The organism is Mycobacterium sp. ELW1 (assembly GCF_008329905.1).
Lineage (GTDB): Bacteria > Actinomycetota > Actinomycetes > Mycobacteriales > Mycobacteriaceae > Mycobacterium.
This window is the reverse complement of record NZ_CP032155.1, coordinates 1,087,961-1,114,259: the sequence shown is the minus strand read 5'-3', so window position 1 is coordinate 1,114,259 and position 26,299 is coordinate 1,087,961. Positions and strand designations below refer to the sequence as shown.

Here is a 26,299-nt window from a genome sequence, read left to right as displayed (position 1 = left end):
GCGGCACGCTCACACTCCCGAGGCGCGGCGCCCGTAGTCACCGAACGGCTCGTCGCGGTGGCGGACCGCCTCCCGGAAGCCGTGCTCGCGGGCGTCCGCCACGAACGCGTGCCCCTCCGGTGTGTGCCGGGCGATCCCGTCGAACACCGTGCTGACCATCCGGCTGGTCGCCACGCCCTGCTGATACAGCGCGGTGTTCATCGCCAGCTTCACCATGATCAACTGATTCACCGGCACCGCGGCGATGCGCTCCACGAGCCGTTCGGTGCGCTCGTCGAGGTCGGCCGGATCCGGCGCCTCCACCGCCAGTCCCCACTCAGCGGCCTGCGCGCCGGTGATGCAATCCCCGGTCAGCAGAAGACGTTTGGCGCGCTGATCACCCAGACGATGCGCCCACAACCCGGCCGCGGGAACACCCCACACCCGGGTCGGCGGATAGCCGATCTTCGCGTCGGAGGCGGCGATCACCTGGTCGGCGTGCAACGCGATATCGGTGCCGCCCGCCACGCAATACCCGTGAATCTTCACCACCGTCGGCTTGTCGGCATGCATCAGGCTGGAGAAGCCGCGCACGAAACGGCTCATCATCTGATAGTCGATCATCGGATCCCACGGCCGGTCGGCCTTGTGGTTGACGGCCTGCGTTTTGCCGTCGAGCACGGTGCCCTGCCGGTCGCCGCCGCCGGCCGACGACGAGCCGTCGGCGTAGGCACCGAGATCGAAACCGGCGCAGAATCCGTCGCCGCGGCCAGACACCAAGATCACGTGCACATTTGGGTCCAGGTCGGCGCGTTCCACCAGCGCGGCCAACTCCAGCGGGGTCTCCGCGACGATCGCGTTGCCCTTCTCGGGTCGGTTGAAGGTGATGCGGGCAATCCGATCGGTGACCTCGTAGGTCATCGTCTTGAGGTCGGTCATCCCTTCACCAGGCAGCGTTCGATGATCGGCGCGAGGTCGAGCCCGGCAGGCAGCGTCCCGAACGCACCGCCCCAGTTGCCGCCCACCCGGGAGGCCAGGAACGCCTCGGCGACCGCGGGATGACCGTGGCGGACCAGCAGCGAACCTTGCAGCGCCACCGTGATGTCCTCGGCGATCGTGCGTGCGCGGTACTCGATGCCGTCGAGGTTCGCCAGTTCCGAACGCAAGTCGGCGACGTGAGCATCCAGCCGGGCATCCTGACCTGCGGTGATCGCCAGCTCGTCGAAGAGCACACCGACGCACTCGGGACGGGTTGCCATGGCGCGCAACGTGTCCAGGGCACTGACGTTGCCCGAACCTTCCCAGATGCCCATCAGCGGGGCCTCGCGATAGAGCCGCGGCATCCCGGACTCCTCGGCATAACCGTTGCCGCCCAGGCATTCCATCGCCTCGGCGGCATGCGGGGTGGCACGTTTACACACCCAGTACTTGGCGGCCGCCAGGCCGATCCTGCGCAGCAGAGTCTCACGTTCGTCACCGCGGACGACGGCATCGGTGGCCCCGGCCATCCGCATCGCGACGATGGTGGCCGCCTCGGCCTCGACGGCGAGGTCGGCGATCACATTGCGCATCAACGGCTGATCGATCAGATAGGCGCCGAAGGCCTTGCGGTGCTGAGTGTGGTGCACGGCGCGGGTCAGGCCGTTGCGCATGCTGGTGGCGCTGCCCAGCGTGCAGTCCAGCCGGGTGAGGTTGACCATCTCGATGATGGTGGGCACGCCGCGACCTTCCTCGCCGACCAGCCAGGCGATGGCACCGTCGTATTCCACCTCACTGGAGGCGTTGGCGTGGTTGCCGAGCTTGTCCTTCAATCGCTGCAGGAACATTCGGTTGCGGGTGCCGTCGGGAAGTACGCGCGGCAGCATGAAACAGCTCAGCCCACCGGGAGCCTGCGCCAGCACCAGGAAGATGTCGCTCATCGCCGCGGAGGTGAACCACTTGTGACCGGTGATGGTGTAGCTGCCGTCGCCGTTGGGGACAGCCTGGGTGGTGCCGGCACGGACGTCGGAGCCGCCCTGCTTCTCGGTCATCGACATTCCCGCGGTGATACCGACTTTGGTGGCAGGCACTTTCAGTTCGGCGTCGTACTCCCGACTGGTCAGCAGCGGCTCATAGATCTCGGCGAGGTCGGGGTTGTGCCGCAGCGCGGGGACGACGGCGTAGGTCATCGAGATCGGGCACACGTGCCCGGGCTCGGGAGTCCACACCCCCATCTTCGCCGCGCGGACCACATGGGCGCCGGGACGATCGTCGGCCCACGGCGCGGCGTGCACTCCGTGCGCGATCGCCGTGCGCATCAGCTCGTGGTAGGCGGGGTCGTACTCGATCTCGTCGACGCGGTAGCCGTAGCGGTCGTGGGTGTGCAGGATCGGCTGGTTGCGATCGGCCAGCTCTCCCCAGCGCTGCGCCAGGGCACTGCCGGCGAGCGCGCCGAGCTCGGTGACCTCGTCCAACCCCCACTCGCCGCCCTCGCGAATGAGCGCCTCGATCAGAACCGGAGAGCTGGCCGGGTTGTGGTCCGTCAGCGGCGGGACCTGGTTGGTGACGACATGCGTATCCGACATGACACCACTATTACAGTTCTACGACAATCGCACAAGATTCGTAATATGGCAGGCTGGATGGCGTGAAGCCGAACTCCGTCATCCACGCCGCCACCCAATGGCTCGAACACGAACCGGTGCCCGCCGACCAGTCGGTGCGCGGTGAGCCCCACACCGGGACAGCCGAACTCGGCACATTCGGCGGCCTCGAGGTCGGAGTGTGGGAGATGACGCCCGGAGTCATGCGCGACGTCGAGGCCGACGAACTGTTCGTGGTGCTCTCCGGCGCGGCCACCGTCGAGTTCGACGACGGCAGCCCGACTCTCACGCTGGGCACCGGCGACGTGGTGCGGTTGGCCAAGGACACCCCGACGGTGTGGACGGTGACCGAGACGCTGCGGAAGGTGTATCTGGTCTAGCCGGGCCGGCCGGGGTGCGCGGCTAGCTGAGATGTTCCCGCAGAAAGGCGATGTCGTCCTTGCGGCCCTCGTCTGCCGTCTCACAGATCACCGGCGCATCGGCCGCCTGCACGACCGCGACGAGAAGTTGCGGATCGATCTGTCCCGTACCGAAATTGGCGTGCCGGTCAGCGCCGGACCCCTTGGCGTCGCGGGAATCGTTGCAGTGCACCAGGTCGATGCGGCCGGTGATGGCTTTGATCCGCTCGACGGCGTCGATCAGCTCCTCGCCGGCCGCCCAGGCGTGGCAGGTGTCGAGGCAGAACCCGATGCCGGTGTCGGCGATGCGCTCCCACAGCCGGGCGATCGTGTCGAAATGGCGCGCCATCGCATGATCGCCGCCTGCGGTGTTCTCCAGGTAGACGGGCACGCTGGCCTCCAGCTGCGCCAGGGCCTTGGCCCAGCGTTCGAAGCCGGCTTCCATGTCGTTGTCGTCGGCGTGACCCCCGTGCACGATCACCGCGGTCGCGCCGATCTCGGCGGCGGCGTCGCAGGTGTCCTGCAGGATCTTGCGCGACGGTATCCGCACCCGGTTGTTGGCCGACGCCACGTTGATCAGATACGGCGCATGCACGTAGAGCGGGACCGGCGACGCCTTCAGCGTCTCGGCATCGTCGCGCGGTGCGGGCTTCTTCCAGCTCTGTGGATTGCCGAGAAAGAACTGCACCGCCTCGGCGCCGTCGGCGGCCGCGGCTGCCAGCGGATCGTCACCGTGGACATGGGAACCAATGAGCACGGGTCGAGTCTAGGCGCGCGCACCGACGCCGTGCACAGCCGTCATCTCCGCCAGAACAGGTGATGGGTGACCCCACTCGGGCTGGCCACGACCTCGTGGTGGAACCGGTCGTCGAGTTCGTCGGGCGACTCCCACAACCGCGATCCGGCGCCGATCGTCACATCGGCCACCGCCACGTGCAGCGTGTCGACCAGGCCCGCGTCGAGGAACTGCCGAACCGTCGTCGCGCCGCCGCCGAGCCGGACATCCTTGCCGCCGGCGGCCGCCTTCGCCTGCTCCGCGACGCGCGCCGGGCTGTCGGAGACGAAGTGAAACGTCGTCTCCCCCAACGTCAGCGAGGGCCGCTCGTGGTGGGTCATGACGAACACCGGCGTGTGGAACGGCGGCTCCTCGCCCCACCAGCCCTGCCACTCAGGGTGGTCCTCCCATGGCCCGCGGTAGGGACTGAACTTGTTGCGGCCCATGATCTCCGCGCCGATGTTGTTGTAGTAGTCACGGGTGAAGTAGTCGTCGAGGCCGCGGGTCCCTCCCGGCTCGCGCCGGCCCACCCAGCTGGCCGTCGCACCCACCCACGCGAAGAGAGCAGGCTGATCGGCGTCGCCGAACGGCCGCTCGAAACACTGGTTGAGGCCCGCGCCGAAGCCGTCGCGCGACAGCATCATGTTGTGGACTCTGAGCAATTGGGGCACGCATTCCTCCCGGGATCTTTCGACCGTCGCCAAGGTAGACCCGGCCAGCCGCCCGAACTCATCGCCGCGGCGGCCGAGCGTGACGCCAGGGTTGCATTCGGCGCCGAAAGCCGCCCTGGCGTTACGTTCGGCAATGGACGGCAATAGAAAAAGCCCCCGCCGAAGCGGGGGCTTTTCCTTGATTCAGTTAGCGGTAGTCGCTGTAGCCGTAATCGTCCAACGGCACCGCGGCACCCGTCGCCTGACCGAAGTCCGGGCTGTAGTACTGATCCTCGTAGGACGGGATCGTGTACGCCGCAGCGCGGGCTTCCTCGGTGGGCTGAACCTGGATGTTGCGGTAACGGTTGATACCGGTACCGGCCGGGATCAGCTTGCCGATGATCACGTTCTCCTTCAGACCCTGCAGCTTGTCGCTGCGGCAGTTGATCGCCGCATCGGTCAGCACGCGAGTGGTCTCCTGGAACGACGCCGCCGACAGCCACGAATCGGTGGCCAGCGACGCCTTGGTGATACCCATCAGCACCGGACGGCCGGCCGCGGGCTCGGCGCCCTCGGCAACCACACGCCGGTTCTCCGACTCGAACTCGCCACGCTCGGTCAGCGAGCCGGGCAGGAACTCCGTTGCACCCGAATCGATGATCGTGACGCGCCGCAGCATCTGCCGGACGATGACCTCGATGTGCTTGTCGTGGATCGACACACCCTGCGCCCGGTAGACCTCCTGGACTTCCTTGACCAGGTGGATCTGCACCTTGCGCGGACCCTCGATACGCAGCACCTCGTGCGGGTCGGCCGAGCCCTCAAGGAGCTGCTGGCCCACCTCGACGTGGTCACCGTTGACCAGCAGTCGCTCGGAACCGTCGTCGTGCTTGAACACCTTCAAACGCTGACGCTTGGAGAGCTTGTCGTACACGACCTCCTCGCTCCCGTCGTCGGGAACGATGGTGATCTTGTAGAACTTGTCGGTCTCCTCCAGCTGAACCCGTCCGGCCACATCGGCGATCGGTGCGCGGTTCCGCGGAATACGCGCCTCGAACAGCTCCTGCACGCGGGGCAGACCACCGACGATGTCGGCGCCACCGGTAACACCACCCTGGTGGAAGGTGCGCATGGTCAGCTGCGTGCCGGGCTCACCGATGGACTGTGCGGCCACGATGCCGACGGCCTCGCCGATATCCACCAGCTTGCCGGTGGCCATCGAACGGCCGTAGCACATCGCGCACACACCCGAGGCGCTGGTGCAGGTGAGCACCGAGCGGACCTTGACCGAGGTGATGCCTGCCTCCAGCAGGGCGTCGATCGCCGGGTCGCCGAGATCGTGTCCGGCGTTGACGACGACGTTGCCTCCTGCGTCGACCGCGTCCGCGGCCAGCGTGCGGGCGTACGCCGAGGTCTCGACGTGCGGATCCCGGATCAGGCTGCCGTCGGCCTGGAGCTCGGCCAGGTCGACGAGGATGCCGCGCTCAGTGCCGCAGTCGTGCTCGCGCACGATCACGTCCTGGCTGACGTCCACCAGACGACGGGTCAGGTAACCCGAGTCGGCGGTACGAAGTGCGGTGTCCGCCAGACCCTTTCGGGCGCCGTGGGTGTTGATGAAGTACTCCAGCACCGTCAGGCCCTCGCGGAACGAGGACTTGATCGGCCGCGGGATGAACTCACCCTTCGGGTTGGTCACCAGACCCTTCATGCCGGCCAGCGTTCGAGTCTGGGTGAAGTTACCCGTCGCACCGGAGTCCACGATCGTGATGATCGGGTTGTCGTTGGGGTAGTGCGCCCGCAACGCGTTACCGACCTCTTCGGTGGCTTCCTTCCACAGCTCGACAAGAGCGTCGTTGCGCTCCTGCTTGTTGAGCGCGCCGCGCTGGTACTTCTTCTCGATCCCTTCGGCTTCGGCCTCGTAACGCTCGAGGATCTCCTGCTTCTCCGGCGGCACGATGACGTCCGCCATCGACACCGTGACACCCGAACGGGTGGCCCAGTGGAAACCGGCATCCTTGAGCTTGTCGACGGTCTGCGCGACGACGATCATCGGGTAGCGCTCGGCCAGATCGTTGATGATCCGGGCCTGGACCTTCTTGTGCATCTGCTCGTTGACGAACGGATACCCCTGCGGCAGAAGCTCATTGAAGAGCACCCGGCCCAGCGTGGTCTCGGCGGTCCAGGCATTGCCCGGGCGCCAGCCGTTCTCGCCGAACAGCTCGTTCTCGACCTCGTGCGGCGGACGCAGCTGCGTCAGGCGCACCTTGATCTGAGCCCGAACCGACAGTGCACCACGGTCCATCGCCATGATCGCCTCGGCCGGCGAGCTGTACACACCGGTCTCCGGCACATCCTTGGCGGCAGCGGTGTACTCACCCTTTTCGCCGGCAACCAGCGTGGTCAGGAAGTACAGACCAGTGACCATGTCCAGACGCGGCATGGCCAGCGGCTTACCCGACGCAGGCGACAGGATGTTGTTCGACGACAGCATCAGGATGCGGGCCTCGGCCTGCGCCTCGGCGCTCAGCGGCAGGTGAACTGCCATCTGGTCGCCGTCGAAGTCGGCGTTGAAGGCCTCACAGACCAGCGGGTGCAGCTGGATGGCCTTGCCCTCCACCAGCTGCGGCTCGAAGGCCTGGATACCGAGGCGGTGCAGCGTGGGTGCACGGTTCAGCAGCACCGGGTGCTCGGCGATGACCTCTTCGAGGACATCCCACACCTGGGGACGCTGACGCTCGACCATCCGCTTGGCGCTCTTGATGTTCTGCGCGTGGTTGAGATCGACCAGACGCTTCATCACGAACGGCTTGAACAGCTCGAGGGCCATCAGCTTCGGCAGACCGCACTGGTGCAGCTTGAGCTGCGGGCCGACCACGATGACCGAACGGCCCGAGTAGTCGACGCGCTTACCGAGCAGGTTCTGACGGAACCGGCCCTGCTTGCCCTTGAGCAGATCGGACAGCGACTTGAGCGGACGGTTGCCGGGTCCCGTGACGGGCCGGCCACGACGGCCGTTGTCGAACAGCGCGTCGACCGACTCCTGCAGCATCCGCTTCTCGTTGTTGACGATGATCTCGGGAGCGCCGAGATCGATCAGTCGCTTCAACCGGTTGTTGCGGTTGATCACGCGGCGGTACAGGTCGTTCAGGTCGGAGGTCGCGAAGCGGCCACCGTCGAGCTGGACCATCGGGCGCAGCTCCGGCGGGATCACCGGCACCGCGTCGAGGACCATGCCCATCGGCGAGTTACCCGACTGCTGGAACGCGGCGACCACCTTCAGGCGCTTGAGGGCGCGAAGCTTCTTCTGCCCCTTGCCGTTACGGATGGTGTCGCGCAGGCTCTCGGCCTCGGCGTCGATGTCGAAGGTCTCGATGAGCTTCTGGATCGACTCCGCACCCATCGAGCCCTGGAAGTACTCGCCGTAGCGGTCGACCAGCTCGCGGTACAGGTTCTCGTCGACGATGAGCTGCTTGACGGCCAGCTTGGTGAAGGTCGTCCAGATCTCGTCGAGCCGGTCCAGCTCACGCTGGGCCCGGTCGCGCAGCTGACGCATCTCGCGCTCGCCACCGTCGCGCACCTTGCGGCGCACGTCGGACTTGGCACCCTCGGCCTCGAGCTCGGCCAGATCGGCCTCGAGCTTCTGGGCGCGGGCCTCCAGGTCGGCGTCACGCTGATCGGCGACAGCCTTCTTCTCGACCTCCATCTCGGCTTCGAGAGTGGAGAGCTCGTTGTGGCGCATCTCGGTGTCGACCGCGGTGATCACGTAGGCGGCGAAGTAGATGATCTTCTCGAGATCCTTCGGCGCCAAGTCCAGCAGATAGCCCAAGCGCGACGGAACGCCCTTGAAGTACCAGATGTGTGTGACCGGTGCGGCCAGCTCGATGTGGCCCATCCGCTCGCGGCGCACCTTGGCGCGAGTGACCTCGACGCCGCAGCGCTCGCAGATGATGCCCTTGAAGCGGACGCGCTTGTACTTGCCGCAGTAGCACTCCCAGTCGCGAGTCGGTCCGAAGATCTTCTCGCAGAACAGGCCGTCCTTCTCTGGCTTGAGCGTGCGGTAGTTGATGGTCTCCGGCTTCTTGACCTCACCGAAGGACCAGGTGCGGATGTCGTCCGCGGTCGCAAGACCGATCCGGAGTTCATCGAAGAAGTTGACGTCTAGCACGTAACTCCCTTTCCCCTTTCGGGACTAGAAATACTGATTAGGCCAGATCTTCGACAGAGGCAGATTCGTTGCGCGACAGGTTGATTCCGAGGTTCGCGGCAGCCCGCTCCAAGTCCTCGTCGTCACCGTCACGCATCTCGATTGCCGCACCGTCCGAAGACAGCACCTCAACGTTCAAGCACAGCGACTGCAGCTCCTTGAGCAGCACCTTGAACGACTCCGGAATGCCCGGCTCGGGGATGTTCTCGCCCTTGACGATCGCCTCGTAGACCTTGACCCGGCCGACGGTGTCGTCGGACTTGATGGTCAAGAGCTCCTGCAGCGTGTACGCCGCGCCGTAGGCCTGCATGGCCCAGCACTCCATCTCACCGAACCGCTGACCACCGAACTGCGCCTTACCACCGAGCGGCTGCTGGGTGATCATCGAGTACGGGCCGGTCGAGCGGGCGTGGATCTTGTCGTCCACCAGGTGGTGCAGCTTGAGGATGTACATGTAGCCGACCGTCACCGGGTACGGGAACGGTTCGCCGCTGCGGCCGTCGTAGAGCACGGCCTTGCCGTCACCGTTGACGAGAACCTCGCCGTCACGGTTGGGCAGCGTCGAGCTCAGCAGACCCTGCAGCTCCTCTTCGCGAGCACCGTCGAACACCGGCGTCGAGACGATGCTGTTCGGCTCCGACGACAGCATGTCCTGCGGCAGGTTGGCGGCCCACTCGGGCGTCCCGCCGACGACATCGATGTTCCAGCCGGCCTTGGCCACCCACCCGAGGTGGGTCTCCAAGATCTGGCCGATGTTCATACGACGCGGCACACCGTGGGTGTTCAGGATGATGTCCACCGGGGTGCCGTCCGGAAGGAACGGCATGTCCTCGACAGGCAGGATCTTGCCGATGACGCCCTTGTTGCCGTGGCGTCCGGCGAGCTTGTCGCCGTCGGAGATCTTGCGCTTCTGGGCCACGTAGACGCGGACCAGCTCGTTGACACCGGCGGGCAACTCGTCGTCGTCCTCGCGGGAGAACACCCGGATGCCGATGACCTTGCCGGACTCACCGTGCGGCACCTTCAGCGACGTGTCGCGGACCTCGCGCGCCTTCTCACCGAAGATCGCGCGGAGCAGCCGCTCCTCCGGGGTCAGCTCGGTCTCGCCCTTCGGGGTGACCTTGCCGACCAGGATGTCGCCGTCGCGGACCTCGGCGCCGATGCGGATGATGCCGCGCTCGTCGAGATCGGCCAGCACCTCATCGGAGACGTTCGGGATGTCCCGGGTGATCTCCTCAGCGCCCAGCTTGGTGTCGCGGGCATCGATCTCGTGCTCTTCGATGTGAATCGAGGTGAGCACGTCCTCCTCAACCAGACGGTTGGAGAGGATGATCGCGTCCTCGTAGTTGTGACCCTCCCACGGCATGACGGCGACGAGCAGGTTCTTGCCCAGCGCCATCTCACCGTTCTCGGTGCACGGACCGTCGGCGAGCACCTGGCCCGACTCGACGCGCTGCCCGGCGTCCACAATCGGACGCTGGTTGGCGCACGTGCCGTGGTTGGAGCGGGCGAACTTGCGCATCCGGTAGGTGTGCCGGGTGCCGTCGTCGGCCATCACGGTGATGTAGTCGGCGGACACCTCCTCGACCACACCGGCCTTGTCGGTGACGATGACGTCGCCGGCGTCGATGGCCGCACGCAGCTCCATGCCGGTACCCACCAGCGGTGCCTCGCTACGCACCAGCGGAACCGCCTGGCGCTGCATGTTGGCACCCATCAGGGCACGGTTGGCGTCGTCGTGCTCGAGGAACGGGATCATCGCCGTCGCGACCGACACCATCTGGCGCGGCGAGACGTCCATGAAGTCGACCTCGGTGGCGTCGACGTACTCGACCTCGCCACCCTTACGGCGGACCAGCACCTTGCTCTCGGTGAAGCGGCCGTCGGCGTCGGTCGGCGAGTTGGCCTGCGCCACGACGTGGCGGTCCTCCTCGTCCGCGGTCAGGTAGTGGATCTCGTCGGTGACCTTGCCGCCCTCGACCTTGCGGTAGGGCGTCTCGATGAAGCCGAACGGGTTCACCCGTGCGTAGACCGACAGCGAACCGATCAGACCGATGTTCGGACCCTCAGGGGTCTCGATCGGGCACATCCGGCCGTAGTGGCTGGAGTGCACGTCGCGGACCTCGAGGCCGGCGCGCTCACGGGACAGACCACCCGGGCCCAGCGCCGACAGGCGACGCTTGTGGGTCAGACCCGACAGCGGGTTGTTCTGGTCCATGAACTGCGACAGCTGGCTGGTGCCGAAGAACTCCTTGATCGCCGCCACGACGGGACGGATGTTGATCAGGGTCTGCGGCGTGATCGCCTCGACGTCCTGAGTGGTCATCCGCTCGCGGACGACCCGCTCCATGCGGGACAGGCCGACCCGGATCTGGTTCTGGATCAGCTCGCCGACGGTACGCAGGCGACGGTTACCGAAGTGATCGATGTCGTCGACCTCGACCGGGACCTCGACGCCGCCGGGAGCGGTCATCGTGGTCTGGCCCTCGTGCAGGCGCACCAGGTACTCGATGGTCGCGACGATGTCCTCTTCGGTCAGCGTCGAGCTGGTGATCGGCTGGCCCGCGTTGAGGCCCAGCTTCTTGTTGACCTTGTAGCGACCCACCCGGGCCAGGTCGTAGCGCTTGTCCTTGAAGAACAGGTTCTCCAGCAGGGTCTGCGCCGACTCCTTGGTCGGCGGTTCGCCCGGGCGCAGCTTCCGGTAGATGTCCAGCAGCGCCTCGTCGGTGCCTGCGGTGTTGTCCTTCTCCAGCGTCGACATCATGATCTCGGAGAAGCCGAAGCGCTCCCGGATCTGCTCGTTGGTCCAGCCGAGTGCCTTCAGCAGCACAGTGACCGGCTGGCGGCGCTTGCGGTCGATACGCACACCCACGGTGTCGCGCTTGTCGACGTCGAATTCCAGCCACGCACCGCGGCCGGGGATCACCTTGACGCTGTGCAGCGTCTTCTCGGTGGACTTGTCGATGCTGTCGTCGAAGTACACACCCGGCGAACGGACCAGCTGGCTCACCACGACACGCTCGGTGCCGTTGATGATGAAGGTGCCCTTCTCGGTCATCATCGGGAAATCACCCATGAAGACCGTCTGGCTCTTGATCTCGCCGGTGTTGTTGTTGATGAACTCGGCCGTGACGAACAGCGGGGCCGCGTACGTCATGTCCTTGTCTTTGCACTCGTCGACCGGAGCCTTGACCTCGTCGAAACGCGGGTCCGAGAAGCTCAGCGACATCGAGCCCGAGAAATCCTCGATCGGCGACAGCTCGGTGAGCACCTCTTCGAGGCCGCCCACCGGGTTCACGTCACCACGAGCCTCAGCGATCGCGCGCCAGCGCGGCGAGCCGATCAGCCACTCGAACGACTCCGTTTGGACGTCGAGCAGGCCGGGTACCTCTAGCGGCTCGCGCAGCTTCGCGAACGAAATTCGTTTTGGTGCTCCGGGAACGGAGTTAGAAGTAGTAGTCGTTTTGCTCTGGCTAGAGACTGCCAAGATGCATCCTTCCAGCACCTAATGCGACAAACCGGAAGCATCCGGGAGGTCGCGATATCTGCGTCGGTTCGGCTGGCCTACTCGAGGCCCGGGCCTGTCCCCGACGCACGCGACACGCCAAGAGGTCTCTGAGCTGGGCTCAGATTAAAAGACCGGCGATATCAGGTGCAGGTTGAGGTGGGCAGGATGCAGCCAGCGCAACGTCCAACAATAGCGGAGAACGGCGCATTCCTCAACAACCGGGTGCCGGGCAGGCTGGCGCTGGCTGGCGAACTTGCTACCCATGCACACATGCTGGTCAACAGACTGACCCGTTTAGGCCCTTCCGTCAAGCGTTGACGCGGTATTTGGTGTGGATAAATCGCAAGGCCGGCTTTGCCCTCACACCGTGACGCTGGCCGGCACATCGGCGGGCCCGGGCATCACGGCGGCCGACGATGTCGGATATTGCCGGGTCCGCAGGATCAGGCCCCACACGCCGAGCTCCCTGGCCCGGGCCAGCAATGCCTGGTACTCGGTATCGCCGATGGTCTGCTCCCGGGTCAGGATGAACCCGCTGTAGCCAGACGAGTCGCTGACAATCGCCCAGCTGTAGTCGGTGGCGTAGTCGAGGATCCAGTAATTGCCCGGTTCGGCGCTGCTCGGCGTGCCGGAGAAGAAGCCGACATTGAGCCGGGTGTTGAACTCGTTGACCGGAACCGCCGAGCCCACGATGTTCACCGCGGGCCCGTTGGCGGTGAAGTAGTTACCGGAGTTCTGCACCCGGATGGTGCCATCCGGGTTGAGGCTGTACTGCGCCTTGGTGTTGACCAGCCCGATCGAGAAGAACTGACGCACGCTGCCCTGCTCGTACCAGGTCCCCAGGTAGTTCTGGTCCGGCGGGAGGTTGGAATCCACCGTCACCGGCGGCGGCGCCGGCAGCGTGGCCGCCCCGGCCTGACCCATCACCATCGGCTGGTTGGGGACGTAGGTGCCGTCGTTGGGGCTGCCGTAGATGCCGTAGAGCGGATCGGTCGGCCCGCGTCCGGCGTAGATGTCGTTGATCCAGCCCGACGCGAACGTCCGCACCGCCGTCTTGCCCCCGGGCGGGGACGGCTTGACGATGATCGTGCTGAGCAGCTCGCCGAGCAGCCCGAAGGGGTTGTTACCGGCGATGACGTCGGTGTGTGAACCGTTGTCGATCTGCACGCCGTAGAACTGGTTGCCGTAGAAGGCCTGCATCAGCTCGGTGGCCACCCCGTAGGCGTTCCAGCGTTGCGGCGGCGCCGCGATCTGGTAGTCCGGGATACCGGCGCCGGCCAGCGCGGTCAGCGAGTCGGTGAACAGCGGGTCGCGGGAGACACCGTCGAACATCACCACCCCGAGCAGGTTGTCGACCTGATCGGTCTGGGTGATCAGGGCACCGACCGCGGTGGCGAAGTTGCCGCCCGCGGAATGCCCGCTGAGCAGGAACTTCTCCGGCAGGGCGCCGCTGAGACCGGCAGCGTTGGCGCTGATGTTCAGCGCCGACCGGCTGCCCTGGAACATGCCGGCGACCGCCTCGCGCATCTCTTCGCCGCCCAGGTAGCAGCCCGGGCACAGCGGGGTGTTGAACCAGAAGATGTCCGGCACCACCACGATGCTGTTGGTCTCCTGGGCCAACTGCTGGGCCGCGGTGCCGTACCAGTCGTTGAAGCCGAGGAACCCGTGCTGCAGCCAGATCACGCCGTTGGCTGCGACGGTGCCGTCGGCCTGGGTCGGGAAGTACCAGTTGGCCGGGGCGGCATAGCCGTTCGGGCCGCAGGGGATGTTGAGAACGGACGACCCGAACCGGACGCCGGTGACGCCGTTGCCGACCGAGACGACGGGATTGTTGGGGTCCAGCCCGTTGTCACCGCTGTTGACCGGCGCAGGCAGCTGGGCGCCGAAGAGCTTGGCGACCGTGTCGACCAAGCCCTTGACGAGCTTGTCGACCGGTCCCAGTTGGTTGGCTTCCGCGGCGGGCAGCCCGACCGCAGCCGTCGGTCCCATGATGATCTGCTGGTTGGCCGCCGGATAGAAGCCGTACTGCGGAGCCTCGGGGGTGGCGCCGGCGTACATGTCGTTGATCCAGCCGTTGCTCAGCGTGTAGACGGCCGCGGTGTTTCCGGCGGGCACCCGCTTGGTCACCAATTGCAGCACCACGTTGAACAGCGGGTTGACCCCCAGCATGGAGTCGACGTGCGAGCCGTTCTGCAGGACGACGCCGATGAACGTGCCGGGAAGCGTCGCCGCCAGCACATTGGTGGTCGCGCCGAACAGGTTCCAGCTCTGCGCCGGTGCGGCGATCTGGTAGATCGGCTTGTCCGCGGCGGCCAGGTCGGCGACCTGGCTGGCGAAGGATCCGGTCAGGGCGCCGTTGGACACCCCGTCGAACATCAGCACGCCGACCAGATCGGACGGGTCGTACTGGGCGTCGGCGCCGCCCAGGTAGTCGTCGGCGACCGCGGTGGCGAAGCCGCCGCCCGCCGAGTGGCCGGCCAGGACGAAGCGCTCCGGGAGTGCCACCCCGGTGAAGCCGGCCGCGGTGGCGCTGCTCAGCAGCGTTGCGCGGTCCGGTCCGAGCAGGGCTGCCGCGTCCTGTTGGGTCACCTCGCAGGTGAGGCAGCCACCGGAGAATGTCATGGGAACAGAGGACAGGGTCGGCGCGACCACGATGCTGTTGGTCTGCTGCGCCAAGTCCTTGGCCAGCGCCGAGTAGAAGGTGTTGGTGGCCCCGAACCCGTGCTGGAGCCAGATGACGCCCTGGGCGTCGACGCTGCCGTCGACCTGGGTCGGGAAGTACCAGTCGGCGGCGACGGTCTTACCGATGAACGCACCGGGCAGGTCCAGCCGGGAATGACCGACGAGCACACCGGTCACGCCGTTGGTCGGCGCAACCGGCAGCGTGGTCGCTGTGGTCGCCGTGGTCGTCGGAGCGCTCGGTGTGGTGGTGGCGGCGGGGATGGTGGTGCGCGGCACCGCCCCCAGGTTGGCGAGCACGCTGAGCGCCGTGCTGGCCAGAAGATCGGATGCCGGTGCCGACGGCGTCGTGGCCAGCGACCGCAGCCCGGCTCGACGTGAGGTGGCGACGCCGACGGTGACGGTCGTCGGCGCCGGCGTCGCGGCAGCCGTGGGGCTGGCTTTCTGCGCGGCGAGCGAGGAGCGCGCCGACCGCGTGGCGGACGACGGCGTGGACGTCCGCTTGCTCGCGCCGGTGGACTTGCCCGAAGCCGAGGACGACGCGTTCGACGACGCCGTCGAACCGGCGCTGCCGTCGTTGTCGGCATGGGCCACAGCGGAGCCGGACAGCAAGGCCGCACCCAACCCCGCCACCATCGCGCCGGTGCCCATCAAGACCTGACGTTGCGACATCGCTGACCTGCCTCCCAAATTGACGATCCGGCAAAAGCTACTCAGTGCCAGCCCATTTCGGGATCGAAATCCCATCGGCGGGCCGGGACGTCATCGATTCGTCAGGCCGCGATCGAGCGGGCTGCCGCGGCGGCCGGCTGAGTCGGCAAGACGATGGCGGCGGTCGGCCCCATGACGATCGACTGGCCGGCCGAACCGTAGAGCCCGTACTGCGGTGAGTCCGGGCCGGCGCCGACGTAGAAGTCGTTGATCCAGCCGGCCGCCAGCGTGTGCACGGCGGAGGCGTTACCGGGGGCGGACGGCCTGACGAAGATCGCGGCGAAGAAGTCGAAGAAGGGGTCGGAGCCGATCACCGAGTCGGTGTGCGAGCCCTTGACCAGTTCGACGCCGACGAACTGGTCCGGCCGGTCGGCGATCAGTTGCGTGGTGGTGCGGCCGAACGCGTTCCACGACTGCGGCGGCGCGGCGATCGTGTACACCGGTATGCCGTCGAGGGTGGCCAGCGCGCCGGTGAGACCGTCGCCGTTGGCGACGCCGTCGAACATCACCACGCCGAGCAGATGGTTGTCGTCGCCGGGCGCGAGCGAGGTGATGTAGTCACTGCCGGCGGCCACGGCCAGTCCCCCACCCGCGGAATGCCCGGAGAGCGTGAAGTCGTCCGGGAGAGTCCCCTGATATCCGGCGTCGGCGGCGCTGATGGTCAGTGCGGCGCGGCCACCGAGGAACAGGTCGGCGACGCCTTGCTGCATCGCGGGGTTGTTGATGGTGCAGGTCGGGCAGCCCAGCGGGGCGAAGGACGGCAGCGTTGTCGCGACGACGATGCTGTTGGTCTGCTGCGCCAGCGATCGGGCCAGCACGGTGTAGAAGGACTTGGTGGCCAGGAATCCGTGCTGCAGATAAATGATGCCGTTGGCCTGTACCGAGCCGTCGGCCTGCGTCGGGAAGTACCAGTCGGCCGGGGCGTTGTAGGTCCTCGAGCCGACTCCGATGGTCAGCGTGGTGTTGCCGGTTCGCACCCCGGTCACCCCGTTGGGGGTCGGTGCCGTCACGGCCGGGCCGGCGCCCACCGGTGTGACCGTGGCCGTGCTGGGCGGACCGCCGAAGAACAGCGGCATGACGAGGGCGGTCCACTTCTTCATCAGCTTCTGGAGCGGGCCGAGCTGACTGGCCAGCGGGGTGGGCAGCACGACCGCGGCGGCATTGCCCAGGATGATCGGTTGACTGGCGGCGCCATAGATGCCGTACTGCGGGTCGGCTGGGCCGGCTCCGGCGTAGAAGTCGTTGATCCAGCCGCTGCTGAGTGTGTCGACGGCGGAGGTGTTTCCGGACGGCGAGCGCTTGGTGACCAGCTGGGCGAAGAAGTCGACCAGTGGATTACTGCCCAGCATCGCGTCGACGTGCGATCCGTTGACCAGCACGACTCCGTCGAACTGGTCGGGCCGCAGCGCCAGCAGTTGGTCGGTCGTGGAGCCGAAGGTGTTCCACATCTGGGCCGGCGCCGCCACCTGATAGACGGGGATGTCGCGGGTGTCCAGGCTGGCGATGGCTTGCGGCAGGGTGCCGTTCATGGTGACGCCGTCGTACATCACCACCCCGAGTAGGTGGTTCTCGTCGGTCGGCGCGAGGGCGTCGACGTAGTAGCCGCCGACCGATGACGACCATCCGCCGCCGGCTGAATGCCCGGCCAGGATGAAGTCTTGTGGCAACACGCCGTCATACCCGGCCTGGCTGGCGCTGATGGTCAATGCCGGCCGACCGCCGAGGAACATCGTGGCGGCGGCCTTCTGCATCGGCACGCCGTACAGCGTGCAGCCGCGGCAGGTGAGCTGCGGGAACGACGGCAGTGTCGGCGCCACCACGATGGAGTTGGTGTTCTTCGCGAGCTGGGTGGCCAGCTCCGAGTAGAACGCCTTGTCGGCGAGGAACCCGTGCTGCAGCCAGATGACGCCGTTGGCCTGCACCGAGCCGTCGGCCTGGGTCGGGAAGTACCAGTCGGCGGGTGCGTTGAAGCCGCCGTTGACGGGGATCGTCAGCGTCGAGTGCCCGACCTTGACCCCGGTGACGCCGTTGGTCGCGGGCGGCGTGATGACCGTGGCCTCGGCGAGGTTCGACGCCGCCGCGGGACGCGCGCTGGTGCCGGTCGCCGGCGGGGAGGTGGTGCGGGCTGCCGTCTGCGGCGGTGCGACGCCGAGCGCGGACAGCACGCTGGTCAACAGTTTCGCTGCCGGGCGGGAGGTGGTCTGTCGGCGGGCCGCCGCCGTGGGTGCGGTGGCTTTGGCGGTGGGCTTCGTGGTGCGCGGGCCGGAGACGACGGCGGCGACCGCGGTGCGAGTCTTGCCGGTTGCGACAGCGGAGGACGTGGTCGGCGATGTCGACGCCTGCGAGGTGGATGCGCCACCCGAATGGTCGGGGCTGCCACCGGTGTCGGCGGCGGCGGTGGCAGTACCGGTCAGCAGGCCTGCGCCGATGCCGGCGAAGACCGCAACCGCCCCCCACCAGACCCGCCGGTCGCGTCGCACCTAGTCGCCTCCTCCTGCGCGATCGGGCCAAACGCTAACCCAGCAAATCGCCGCAACGATGCGAATTGGCCAAAGCGTCATTTCCTGCGCGCGCCGCCGGTGCCCGTGCGGATCCGGATTCTCACCCGAAAAGCGAGAAGCCCCAACCGATTTCGGTTGGGGCTTCTCGCTGATAGTTAGCTTGGGTCAGTTGCCCTCTTCACCGGCGAAGGTGTGGCTGGGCAGTTTGTGGGTGCCGTCGAGGTCGTCGCGGATGGCTTCCTGGGCGGCCGGGGGCAGGGTGTGCAGGATCTGACGCACCCGCTCCTGGCGGCGCCGGACGGCGTCGCGTTCCGGGATGCCCGGGGTGACCGTCAACTGCGGCGGCACGCCTTCGATTTCCTCGACACCACCATCGTGGTGGCCGGCGTCGACCAAGGCCTGCTCTTCGGCCATCGTCGACTCGTCCTTCTCCTCGGACATGCCGATCGGGCCGATACGGCGACCGTTGAGGAACTGACGCACCACCGGCTCGTCACTGGTCAGCAGCACCTCGCGGGGGCCGAACATGACCAAGTGCTTGCGGAACAGCATGCCGATGTTGTCGGGCACTGTGCGGGCGATGTTGATGTTGTGCGTCACGATCAGGATCGTGGCGTCGATCTGAGCGTTGATGTCGATCAGCAGCTGGCTCAGGTATGCGGTGCGGACCGGGTCCAGACCGGAGTCGGGCTCGTCGCAGAGGATGATCTGCGGGTCGAGCACCAGTGAGCGGGCCAGCCCGGCGCGCTTGCGCATACCGCCGGAGATCTCACCGGGGAACTTGTTCTCGTCGCCACCCAAGCCGACCATGTCGAGCTTTTCCATGACGATCTGGCGGATTTCGCTTTCCTTCTTCTTCGTGTGCTCACGAAGCGGGAAGGCGGTGTTGTCGAAGAGGTTCATCGAGCCGAACAGCGCGCCGTCCTGGAACATGACGCCGAACAGCGTGCGGATCTCGTAGAGCTCCTTGGCCGAGCACTCGATGATGTTGGTGCCGTCGACGATGATCTTGCCGCGCTCGGGGCGCAGCAGACCGATCAACGACTTCAAGAACACGGACTTACCGGTACCCGACGGGCCCAGCAGCACGCTGACCTCACCGGCGGGGATATCGAGGGTCACGTCTTCCCAAATTCGCTGGGAACCGAATGACTTAGTCAGCCCCTCGACCTGAATAGCAATACCCACGCCAGATCCTTCCGCCCACACCGGTCAGCCACCGCCGCGATGGCCTGTGGTTTGAGTCACTGTAGCGCACGGCCCCTCGTGCCACTCGGGTTGTGTCACTACGGTTATTGACGCTCGCAAAACTGTGATGGTCCGGTCCGGCCCGCTGGCGAGCCGTTGCGGTAAATGCACGAATTGGCCCAACAACGAGAAGGCCCCCGGACGAATCCGGGGGCCTCCTTCGGTGATACCGAAACTACTTGACGGTGACCGTCGCGCCAGCGGCCTCGAGCTTGGCCTTGGCGTCATCGGCGGCTTCCTTGTTGACCTTCTCGAGCAGCGGCTTGGGGGCGCCGTCGACGAGGTCCTTGGCTTCCTTGAGGCCCAGGCCGGAGACGATCTCACGGACGACCTTGATGACGCCGATCTTCTTGTCGCCGGCACCCTCGAGGATGACGTCGAATTCCGACTGCTCCTCGGCGGCCTCGGCGGCAGCGCCACCGGCGGCGGGGCCGGCAGCCGCGACGGCGACCGGAGCGGCGGCGGTGACGTCGAAGGTCTCCTCGAACTGCTTCACGAACTCAGAGAGCTCGAGCAGGGTCATTTCCTTGAACGCGTCGAGCAGTTCGTCGGTGGACAGCTTTGCCATGGTGATTCCTTATCTGTGTGCTTTGTGGTGGTTTGGATCAGGCAGCGGGTTCGGCGGAACCCTCTGCAGCCTTCTTCTCTTGCAGAGCTGCGGCCAGGCGCGCGATCTGGGACGCGGGCGCCACGAACAGCGCCGCGGCCTGCGACTGCTTCGCCTTCATTGCGCCGGCCAGCTTGGACAGCAGCACCTCGCGCGACTCGAGATCGGCGATGCGCTCGACCTCGGAGACGGTCAGCGCGCGACCGTCCATGTAGCCGCCCTTGATGACCAGTGCCTTGTTCTCCTTGGCGAACTTCTTGATCGCCTTGGCGGCGTCAACGGGTTCGCCCTGGATGAACGCGATGGCGGTCGGACCGGCGAAGAGATCGTCGAGACCCTCGACACCCGCCTCGGACGCCGCCCGCTTCACCAAGGTGTTCTTGGCAACGGTGTAGCTGGCCCCGGCACCCAGTGACCTACGCAGCTCGGCAAGGTTGGACACCGTCAGGCCGCGGTACTCGGTGACGACGGTGGCCGTCGCCTCCTTGAACTTCTCGGCGATGTCGGCGACCGCGGTGGCCTTTTCAGGCTTAGCCATGCTTGCCTCCTCGTGATGGTTGGGACGTCCACCAACCGACGAGCGAGAAGAGCCAGAAATCACAAACGCCCCGACACAGGACTGGTCGGGGCGCACAGAAAAATACTGTTACCTCGTCCTCCTGCGTGGGCCGCCCGGGAATCCGGGACCTTCAACCGATTGCTCGGTGACCGACGGTCTTCGGTGGAACTGAGCAAGGATAGCGTGCGCTGCCCGGATCAGCCAAAACGCGTGCGAGCCGCTGGTCAGCCGCGCAGCAGCGCGGCCGCGCCGACCAGGCCCGCCTCGCCGCCGAGCGCGGCGGGGACCACCCGCAACCCGGACAGGAACTCCAGCCCGGCATACGTGCGCAGCTCCTCGTGCAGCGGGTCGAACAACACCGGCCCAGCCTTGGCCACTCCGCCACCGAGGACGACGAGGTCCAGGTCGCAGACGGCGCCCACCGAGGCGATCATCGCGGCGATGGCGCGGGCGCCCCGGCGAAACGCCGCCAGCGCCACCTGATGTCCGGACGCCGCGGCGTCAGCCAATTCCTTGGCGTCGGCACCGTCCCAGCCTTGAGACCGGGCCCACTGCGCCAGATGCGGTCCGCTGGCGATCGCTTCCACGCAACCACGGCCGCCGCAGGTGCAGGGCGGTCCGGCGGTGTCGACGACGACGTGGCCGACGTGACCGGCGTTGCCGGTGCGCCCGTGGTACGGCACGCCGTCGAGGATCAGTCCGCCGCCGATCCCGGTGGACACCACCATGCCGAGCAGGAACGCGGCGCCGCGGCCGGCCCCGCGCCAATGCTCACCCAGCGCCATGCAAAGCCCGTCGCCGCCGAGGCGCACCGGCACATCGGGGACGGCCGCGACCACTCGTTCGACGACCGGGAAGTGACGCCACGCGGGGATGTTGATGGGGCTGATGGTTCCGTCGGGCAGGTGGATCGGGCCGGCTGAGGAGATACCGACACCGTCGACCGGGCCGCCCGCCTCGGCGAGCGCGTCGGCGATGGCGCGAGCGGCCGTGGCCCACACCTGGTCGGGGTCGTCGGTGTGCGGGGTCGGCTGCCGGGCTTCGTATCGCAGGCTGCCGTCGGCGTCGACGAGGCCGGCGGCGATCTTCGTGCCGCCGATGTCGACTGCGAGCGTCGTGACCATCAGTGCTTGTGGGTGTTGTCGGGCTGGCGCGGGTCGCCGGGATGCTCGTAGCCGGGTGCCAGCCACACCAGGTCGGCGTGCCGCTGGCCGAGCCACATCCGGAAGTGGCGCCGCCGGGCCGCACCGAGCAGCAGCGCGGCAATCAGGGGGCGCACGTCGGTCAGCTCGGGCTCACTGGCGACCCGCCAGACGCCGGTGCCGGCGAAGCGCACGAACCGCCGCGGATTCCGGGCGTGAAAGTCCGTCACGGCGTCGTCGTCGACCTCCACCGCGTCGGTGATGCGCGCGAAGAGCGCCCGGGCGATCGGGGCCGCCAGCACCGCGGCGGCGATGCTGCCGATCTCCAGTCGTGCGGTGGAATCGGGCAGCAGCTCATCCTCCTCCGGCGTCGACTCGGTCACGCTCACCCCGAGCGCTTCCGCTTCGCGGGCCACCAACTTCTCGGCGACCAGCAGCTGGGTGAGCCAGCGGCGCAGTTGGCGTCCTTCACTCGTGTGCGGCCGGGGCAGCGCGGCGACCTGGGGTGTGGCGCGCAGTGCGGCTTCGCGGTCGTCGACTTCGCCGACCTCGACGTCCACCCCGGCAACGATGGCGGCCAAGCTCATCGGACCGTCACCGCCACCGCGGGTGTGTAGAGCAACCGGCCCGCGCACCCGATCCGGACCACCGCCCACCACTGCCCGGGTGCCGTCCACGGCGGCGGCGCGATGTCGAACGCGACCTCGACCTCCGATGTCGCGCCGACGACGGCGCCGAGCGCAGCCGGGCCGATCCACTCCCAGGTCCCCCACGGGCTGATGAGGTGGGCTTCCAGCGACAGGTCGGTGTGCGCGCCGTTGCCGACGGTGACGGCAAGGCGGGCCCGCTCCCCTGGGGCGACGACGATGTCGGGGGGCTCGCCGACGAGGCGCACCAGTGTGCCGGGGGTACCGACCGACACCACGCAGACGTCTTCGACGGGTTGTTTCCACGCCGCGGGCACATCGCCGGACAAGGTGAGCTGCGCGCAGATCGGATAGTCACCGGGCTGCGCATCAGGCGGCGCGGTCGCGACGATCTCGGCTTCGCGGTGGTGGCCGGTGGTCAGTTCGAAGGGCAGCACGTCGGGTTCGATGACCCAGCCGCGCGGTCCGCGCAGTCGCACCTCTCCGGCCAGGGTGGCGTCGCTGCAGTCGCTGGCGGCGGTCAGTCGCAGCCGCACGGTCCGGCCGGCATCGACAGAGATGGTGTCGGGGTGCAGGTGTGCGACGGCGGGCAGTCCGCCCAGTGGGGCCGGGCCGCGGTTGTGCAGCCAGTAGCGGGCGTACAACGGCTGCGCGCTCTCGGTGTCGGGAGCCAGCGCGGCACCGTCGGCGTCCAACACGGCGTGGACGTCCAGCCGGGCCAGCAGGGTCGCGATCTGGTAGCCGTGCAGCCGCAGCGGCGGCGCATCACCGGCACGGGCGGCTTCCAGCAGGTCGGCCGACACCACCGCCGACACTGCGCCCACCCCAGATGACAGCGCGACTTCGGCTGTCGTACCGCGAGTTTCGACCAGCCGGATGGTGACGTCCTCGGGGTCGACGGCGGCGGAACTTCCGGTGGCGGTCGGGTTGCCCCCGACCTTGAGCGCGGCAAGATGCAGTGCGCCGGCCGGTTCGATGCGCAGCAGCGAGCCATCGGCGGCCAGAGTCTCCACCCCCTCATCCGCCACCACACACAACATCGGGTGGGCGAACTCGGCACTGCGGGAGGGCATCTCGCAGGACCGCCAATCACCACGGCCGGACACCAGTGCGAAATCGAAGGTGTGTGTCCAATGCTGCAGCTGAAAATTGGACCCGTCCGGAGCTGTGCGCCGCGGCGGATCGATCCACACTCCGGAAGGCCAACCGGTGCACGACCGCATCAGCGAGCTGTGCAGTGTCTGGTCGGGTTCGACGCCGAAGCCCGGCACGCCGCGGTTGAGCAGGGCGACGGTGCGCGATTCGAACTCGCCGAGGCCCGACGGCGCGTCCTGGCTGACGTCGATCTGGGCGTCGCCGAGGTCCTCGACGACGGCGGCCACGGCCCCGTCTCCGGCGACGATGAGCACCGGCAGCGCGAGCACACCGCGAAGGTCGGCATCGGGCTGCCATACCGCCGTCAGCGACTCACTGGCCGGGACCCACACCCGCGCCTGTCCGGATTCCGAAAGTTGTTGGCGCAGTTCGGCGGCGTAGGCGGGATCTGCCGCGGCGAGCACCGCGGCGGTGAACGCGTTGTCCTCGGGGCTGCCGACCGCGATGCGCGCGTCCGGCAGATTGGAGTCGACGTCGAGGTGCCCGTAGCGCGGGTGTCCGGCAGAGCTGCAGGTCGCCGTCACCCCGGCGCGCACCAGGGCGACCATCAGGTCGCGGGCCTCGGAGGTGTCCTCGGTGGGGACCACCACTTCGGCCACTGACACCGCCCGCATGTCGTGGCCAACCCGAATGCGGGCCGCCGAGGACAGACCGAACCAGCCTTGTGCCGGATTGTCCAGTGTCCAGGGGTGTTTGGCGGAGTCGACAGCGCGGTCCTCCCCCGTGGCATGGTCGTGCAGCAGCCCGAACCCGCGTCCGATCACGGCGTCACCGACCTCGCTGACCGGCAGCGCGCCGGGCACCGGGCAGGGCCAGCGCAGCCGCACCAGCCGGTCGGCTCCGGTGAACTCGTCGATGGTGGTGCTGGTGTCCACCCGGTCGATACCATGCCAGAGGGTCAGCACCTGGGTGTAGCGCAGCAGCTCGCCGACCCGACCGGTCACGACGAGCCGCTCGCCGAGGGGACTGCGGTAGGCCTGAACCGAATCTGCAACGGCTGCAGCCGAACACGTCACCGGACCGGCCGGCAGCAAATGCCACGGCCCCTCCCCCGCCTGCGGGTGTGCGGGGTACTCGTCGTACACGGCCAGTTCGTTGCCGACGCGACCCTGCGCGATCAGTTCGCGGTCGGTCGACACCTCCACGAGGGACACCACCGCGCCCCCGCGAGCCGGGTCGACCCGCAGCCGGTGGTGGGAGTTGGCGATCTCGACCCCGTCGACGGGGCGCCACCCGGTCGGCTTGCGCGTGGCCGCCAGTCGGTAGCTGCGCCAGCCGAGGGAATCGACATCGTCGGCCCGGAAGCTCACCAGGTGGCCGTCGTCGGAGACGACGGCGGGATGCGACTCCCCCGCGGAGTCCACCACCGACACTCCGGGGCCGATCGGCGCCGTCAGCCGGGCCGTCACGATATCGGTTCTCTTGTGCGCCAATGGATTCCATACAACCACCGCGCCCGACTCGGGCGCGACGGCCCGCGACAGCAGCTCCAGCGCCCCCGATCGGGCGGCCGAACCGAGCTCCCAGGCGTCACGCCAACTGGTCAGCAGGTCGAGATAGACCTGATCGGATTCCGAGCCGGTGATGCCGTCGTGGTGGGCGCCGTACGCCAGCTGCACCCAGGCCTTGGCCAGCGCTGCCTCCGGATATCGCGCGCCGGAGAGCAGCGCCGCGAACACCGCGAACCGCTCGGCACCCAGTACCGCATCCTCGGCGGCCCGGTTGGCCTGCTTGGTGTCGATGTACGACACGTCCTTGCCGGTGTAGATCGGGTTCATGTCCCGGGTCTGCGGTGACGGCGTCACCCCGCGCTCAACAGTCTCCGCGCGCACGGCGGCAAAGAATTCCGACGGCAGGGCGCAGACGAATCGCGGCCAGGTGTAGCGGGCGTTCCAGTCGCGGTGGATCTCGGTGACCCACGCATTGGGCGGGGTGTAGTCGGTGCCGACCGGCAGCAGCACATTGCGGGTCAGTGCCACCGATTTCAGTTCGGTGAACAGGTGATAGGTGGCCTGCTCGGCGTCGGCGAGCGTCGCCGCGGAGTCCATCCACCATCCGGCCGAGTAGTGCGCAGGCATGTAGTGCGTCAGCAGCCCGAGTCCCGACGGCGCGATCCACTCGAACTCGCTCGGGAACTGCATGCGCCTGGGGTCGCCGTCGGCTGCCATCGGTCCCCACTGGTGGTGCGGTCCGCGGGCCCACGAACTCGACGTCAGTCCGGCGTCGGCGGCCATGCCCGGGAATTGCGGATCGTGCCCGAACACGTCGAGTTGCCAGGCGGTCGCCGGGTCGGCACCCAGCACGTCGCGCTGGTACCCGACGCCGTGCACGAAGTTGCGGATCGCGGTCTCGGCGCCGACCAGGTTGGTGTTCGGCTCGTTGTAGGTCCCGCCCATCACCTCCACCCGGGCGTCGGCGATGAACCGGCGCAGATCGGCACGGTCTTCCGGATGGGTGTCGAAATAGGGCTTGAGATAGTCGACTTCGGCGAGCACGAACTTGTAATGCGGGTCGCGGCGGGCCATTTCGAGGTGGGCGGCGACCAAGGCGAAGCCGTTGTTCTGCCGGGCCCGTCCGGGCGGATCCTCGGTCCACACGCTGGTGTAGGCGGCCTGGGTGTTCCACCACACCGGGTCGTAGTGGAAGTGGCTGACCATGTACATGGTCCAGCCCGGTTCGGCGACGGTGAGCTGGAAGGGGAATTCGACGTCATCGCCGACCGCGCGGGCCGCCCGAAGATCGCCGGGCGCCGGCCGCTCGATCCGGACCGGCACCTCCGCCACCCCGTCGCCGCGCGGCACCGCCACCCTGTCGGACTGCACGCCGTCGCCGAGTATCCGCACAGTGCCGGCATCGGCCGCGCTATAGCCGACGCGGACCACCTGAAGCGGCGCATCGGGCGGTCCGACGAAGAGTTCCGTCGACTCCGCGGAGGTTATCCGCACGCCAGCAAT

The 26,299-nt window shown here is 67.6% G+C and carries 16 protein-coding genes; 2 read left to right on the top strand and 14 right to left on the bottom strand.

From position 1 onward, the window contains the following. Positions 1–9 precede the first annotated feature (9 nt). Positions 10–918, bottom strand: coding sequence for a crotonase/enoyl-CoA hydratase family protein (locus D3H54_RS05060; RefSeq protein ID WP_149378138.1), 909 nt, complete (start codon positions 916–918; stop codon positions 10–12). Beyond that, entirely contained in the window at positions 915–2,543 is a 1,629-nt protein-coding gene (locus tag D3H54_RS05055; protein ID WP_149378137.1) for an acyl-CoA dehydrogenase family protein, read from the bottom strand. Before D3H54_RS05055 ends, D3H54_RS05060 begins: the two co-directional genes overlap by 4 nt. A gap of 62 nt (positions 2,544–2,605) precedes the next feature. Here D3H54_RS05055 and D3H54_RS05050 point away from each other — a divergent pair, with 62 nt between their 5' ends. Then, positions 2,606–2,941, top strand: a complete 336-nt coding sequence (locus D3H54_RS05050) for a cupin domain-containing protein (protein ID WP_149378136.1) — start codon at positions 2,606–2,608, stop codon at positions 2,939–2,941. A gap of 22 nt (positions 2,942–2,963) precedes the next feature. On the opposite strand, the gene D3H54_RS05045 is transcribed toward D3H54_RS05050, so the two are convergent. From D3H54_RS05045 to D3H54_RS05025, 5 genes are all read right to left on the bottom strand, one after another. Next, complete coding sequence (locus tag D3H54_RS05045) at positions 2,964–3,716, bottom strand: deoxyribonuclease IV (RefSeq protein ID WP_149378135.1); 753 nt, start codon at positions 3,714–3,716, stop codon at positions 2,964–2,966. Between the two features lie 41 nt (positions 3,717–3,757). Next, positions 3,758–4,405, bottom strand: coding sequence for a dihydrofolate reductase family protein (locus D3H54_RS05040; protein WP_149378134.1), 648 nt, complete (start codon positions 4,403–4,405; stop codon positions 3,758–3,760). A gap of 187 nt (positions 4,406–4,592) precedes the next feature. Continuing rightward, complete coding sequence (locus D3H54_RS05035) at positions 4,593–8,549, bottom strand: DNA-directed RNA polymerase subunit beta' (protein WP_149378133.1); 3,957 nt, start codon at positions 8,547–8,549, stop codon at positions 4,593–4,595. A 37-nt stretch (positions 8,550–8,586) separates the two neighbouring features. After that, entirely contained in the window at positions 8,587–12,075 is a 3,489-nt protein-coding gene (gene rpoB / locus D3H54_RS05030; RefSeq protein ID WP_502707711.1) for a DNA-directed RNA polymerase subunit beta, read from the bottom strand. 381 nt (positions 12,076–12,456) lie between these two features. Beyond that, the gene (locus tag D3H54_RS05025; protein ID WP_149378131.1) at positions 12,457–15,075 is read right to left on the bottom strand and encodes a lipocalin family protein; all 2,619 of its coding nucleotides are present in this window, start codon (positions 15,073–15,075) and stop codon (positions 12,457–12,459) included. A gap of 10 nt (positions 15,076–15,085) precedes the next feature. On the opposite strand from D3H54_RS05025, the gene D3H54_RS05020 reads away from it, so the two are divergent. Beyond that, the gene (locus D3H54_RS05020) at positions 15,086–15,436 is read left to right on the top strand and encodes a hypothetical protein (protein WP_149378130.1); all 351 of its coding nucleotides are present in this window, start codon (positions 15,086–15,088) and stop codon (positions 15,434–15,436) included. Positions 15,437–15,548: 112 nt separating this feature from the next. Here the strand turns inward: D3H54_RS05020 and D3H54_RS05015 are convergent, their stop codons facing one another. From D3H54_RS05015 to D3H54_RS04985, 7 genes are all read right to left on the bottom strand, one after another. Beyond that, a complete protein-coding gene (locus tag D3H54_RS05015) occupies positions 15,549–17,966 on the bottom strand; it encodes a hypothetical protein (RefSeq protein WP_149378129.1) in 2,418 nt (805 codons plus the stop codon). 186 nt (positions 17,967–18,152) lie between these two features. After that, positions 18,153–19,175 (bottom strand): ABC transporter ATP-binding protein, encoded by a 1,023-nt coding sequence (locus D3H54_RS05010; protein ID WP_102807093.1) that lies wholly within the window; start codon positions 19,173–19,175, stop codon positions 18,153–18,155. A gap of 235 nt (positions 19,176–19,410) precedes the next feature. After that, positions 19,411–19,803: a 50S ribosomal protein L7/L12 gene (gene rplL / locus D3H54_RS05005; RefSeq protein WP_099249671.1), complete on the bottom strand. Its 393-nt coding sequence runs from the start codon at positions 19,801–19,803 to the stop codon at positions 19,411–19,413. A 37-nt stretch (positions 19,804–19,840) separates the two neighbouring features. Beyond that, positions 19,841–20,380, bottom strand: coding sequence for a 50S ribosomal protein L10 (rplJ, locus tag D3H54_RS05000; RefSeq protein WP_149378128.1), 540 nt, complete (start codon positions 20,378–20,380; stop codon positions 19,841–19,843). 245 nt (positions 20,381–20,625) lie between these two features. After that, the gene (locus tag D3H54_RS04995) at positions 20,626–21,525 is read right to left on the bottom strand and encodes an ROK family protein (RefSeq protein ID WP_149378127.1); all 900 of its coding nucleotides are present in this window, start codon (positions 21,523–21,525) and stop codon (positions 20,626–20,628) included. Further along, positions 21,525–22,130 (bottom strand): DUF7158 domain-containing protein, encoded by a 606-nt coding sequence (locus tag D3H54_RS04990; protein WP_149378126.1) that lies wholly within the window; start codon positions 22,128–22,130, stop codon positions 21,525–21,527. The genes D3H54_RS04995 and D3H54_RS04990 overlap by 1 nt, the downstream gene beginning before the upstream one ends. Beyond that, positions 22,127–26,290, bottom strand: coding sequence for a glycoside hydrolase family 38 N-terminal domain-containing protein (locus D3H54_RS04985; RefSeq protein WP_149378125.1), 4,164 nt, complete (start codon positions 26,288–26,290; stop codon positions 22,127–22,129). The genes D3H54_RS04990 and D3H54_RS04985 overlap by 4 nt, the downstream gene beginning before the upstream one ends. Between the last annotated feature and the right edge of the window lie 9 nt (positions 26,291–26,299).

What these genes read in the sequence shown, in the direction of transcription:
- D3H54_RS05060 (WP_149378138.1), bottom strand. Translation starts at nt 918, where the DNA reads ATGACCGACCTCAAGACGATGACCTACGAGGTCACCGATCGGATTGCC.
- D3H54_RS05055 (WP_149378137.1), bottom strand. Translation starts at nt 2,543, where the DNA reads ATGTCGGATACGCATGTCGTCACCAACCAGGTCCCGCCGCTGACGGAC.
- rplL (WP_099249671.1), bottom strand. Translation starts at nt 19,803, where the DNA reads ATGGCAAAGCTGTCCACCGACGAACTGCTCGACGCGTTCAAGGAAATG.
- rplJ (WP_149378128.1), bottom strand. Translation starts at nt 20,380, where the DNA reads ATGGCTAAGCCTGAAAAGGCCACCGCGGTCGCCGACATCGCCGAGAAG.
- D3H54_RS04995 (WP_149378127.1), bottom strand. Translation starts at nt 21,525, where the DNA reads ATGGTCACGACGCTCGCAGTCGACATCGGCGGCACGAAGATCGCCGCC.
- D3H54_RS04990 (WP_149378126.1), bottom strand. Translation starts at nt 22,130, where the DNA reads ATGAGCTTGGCCGCCATCGTTGCCGGGGTGGACGTCGAGGTCGGCGAA.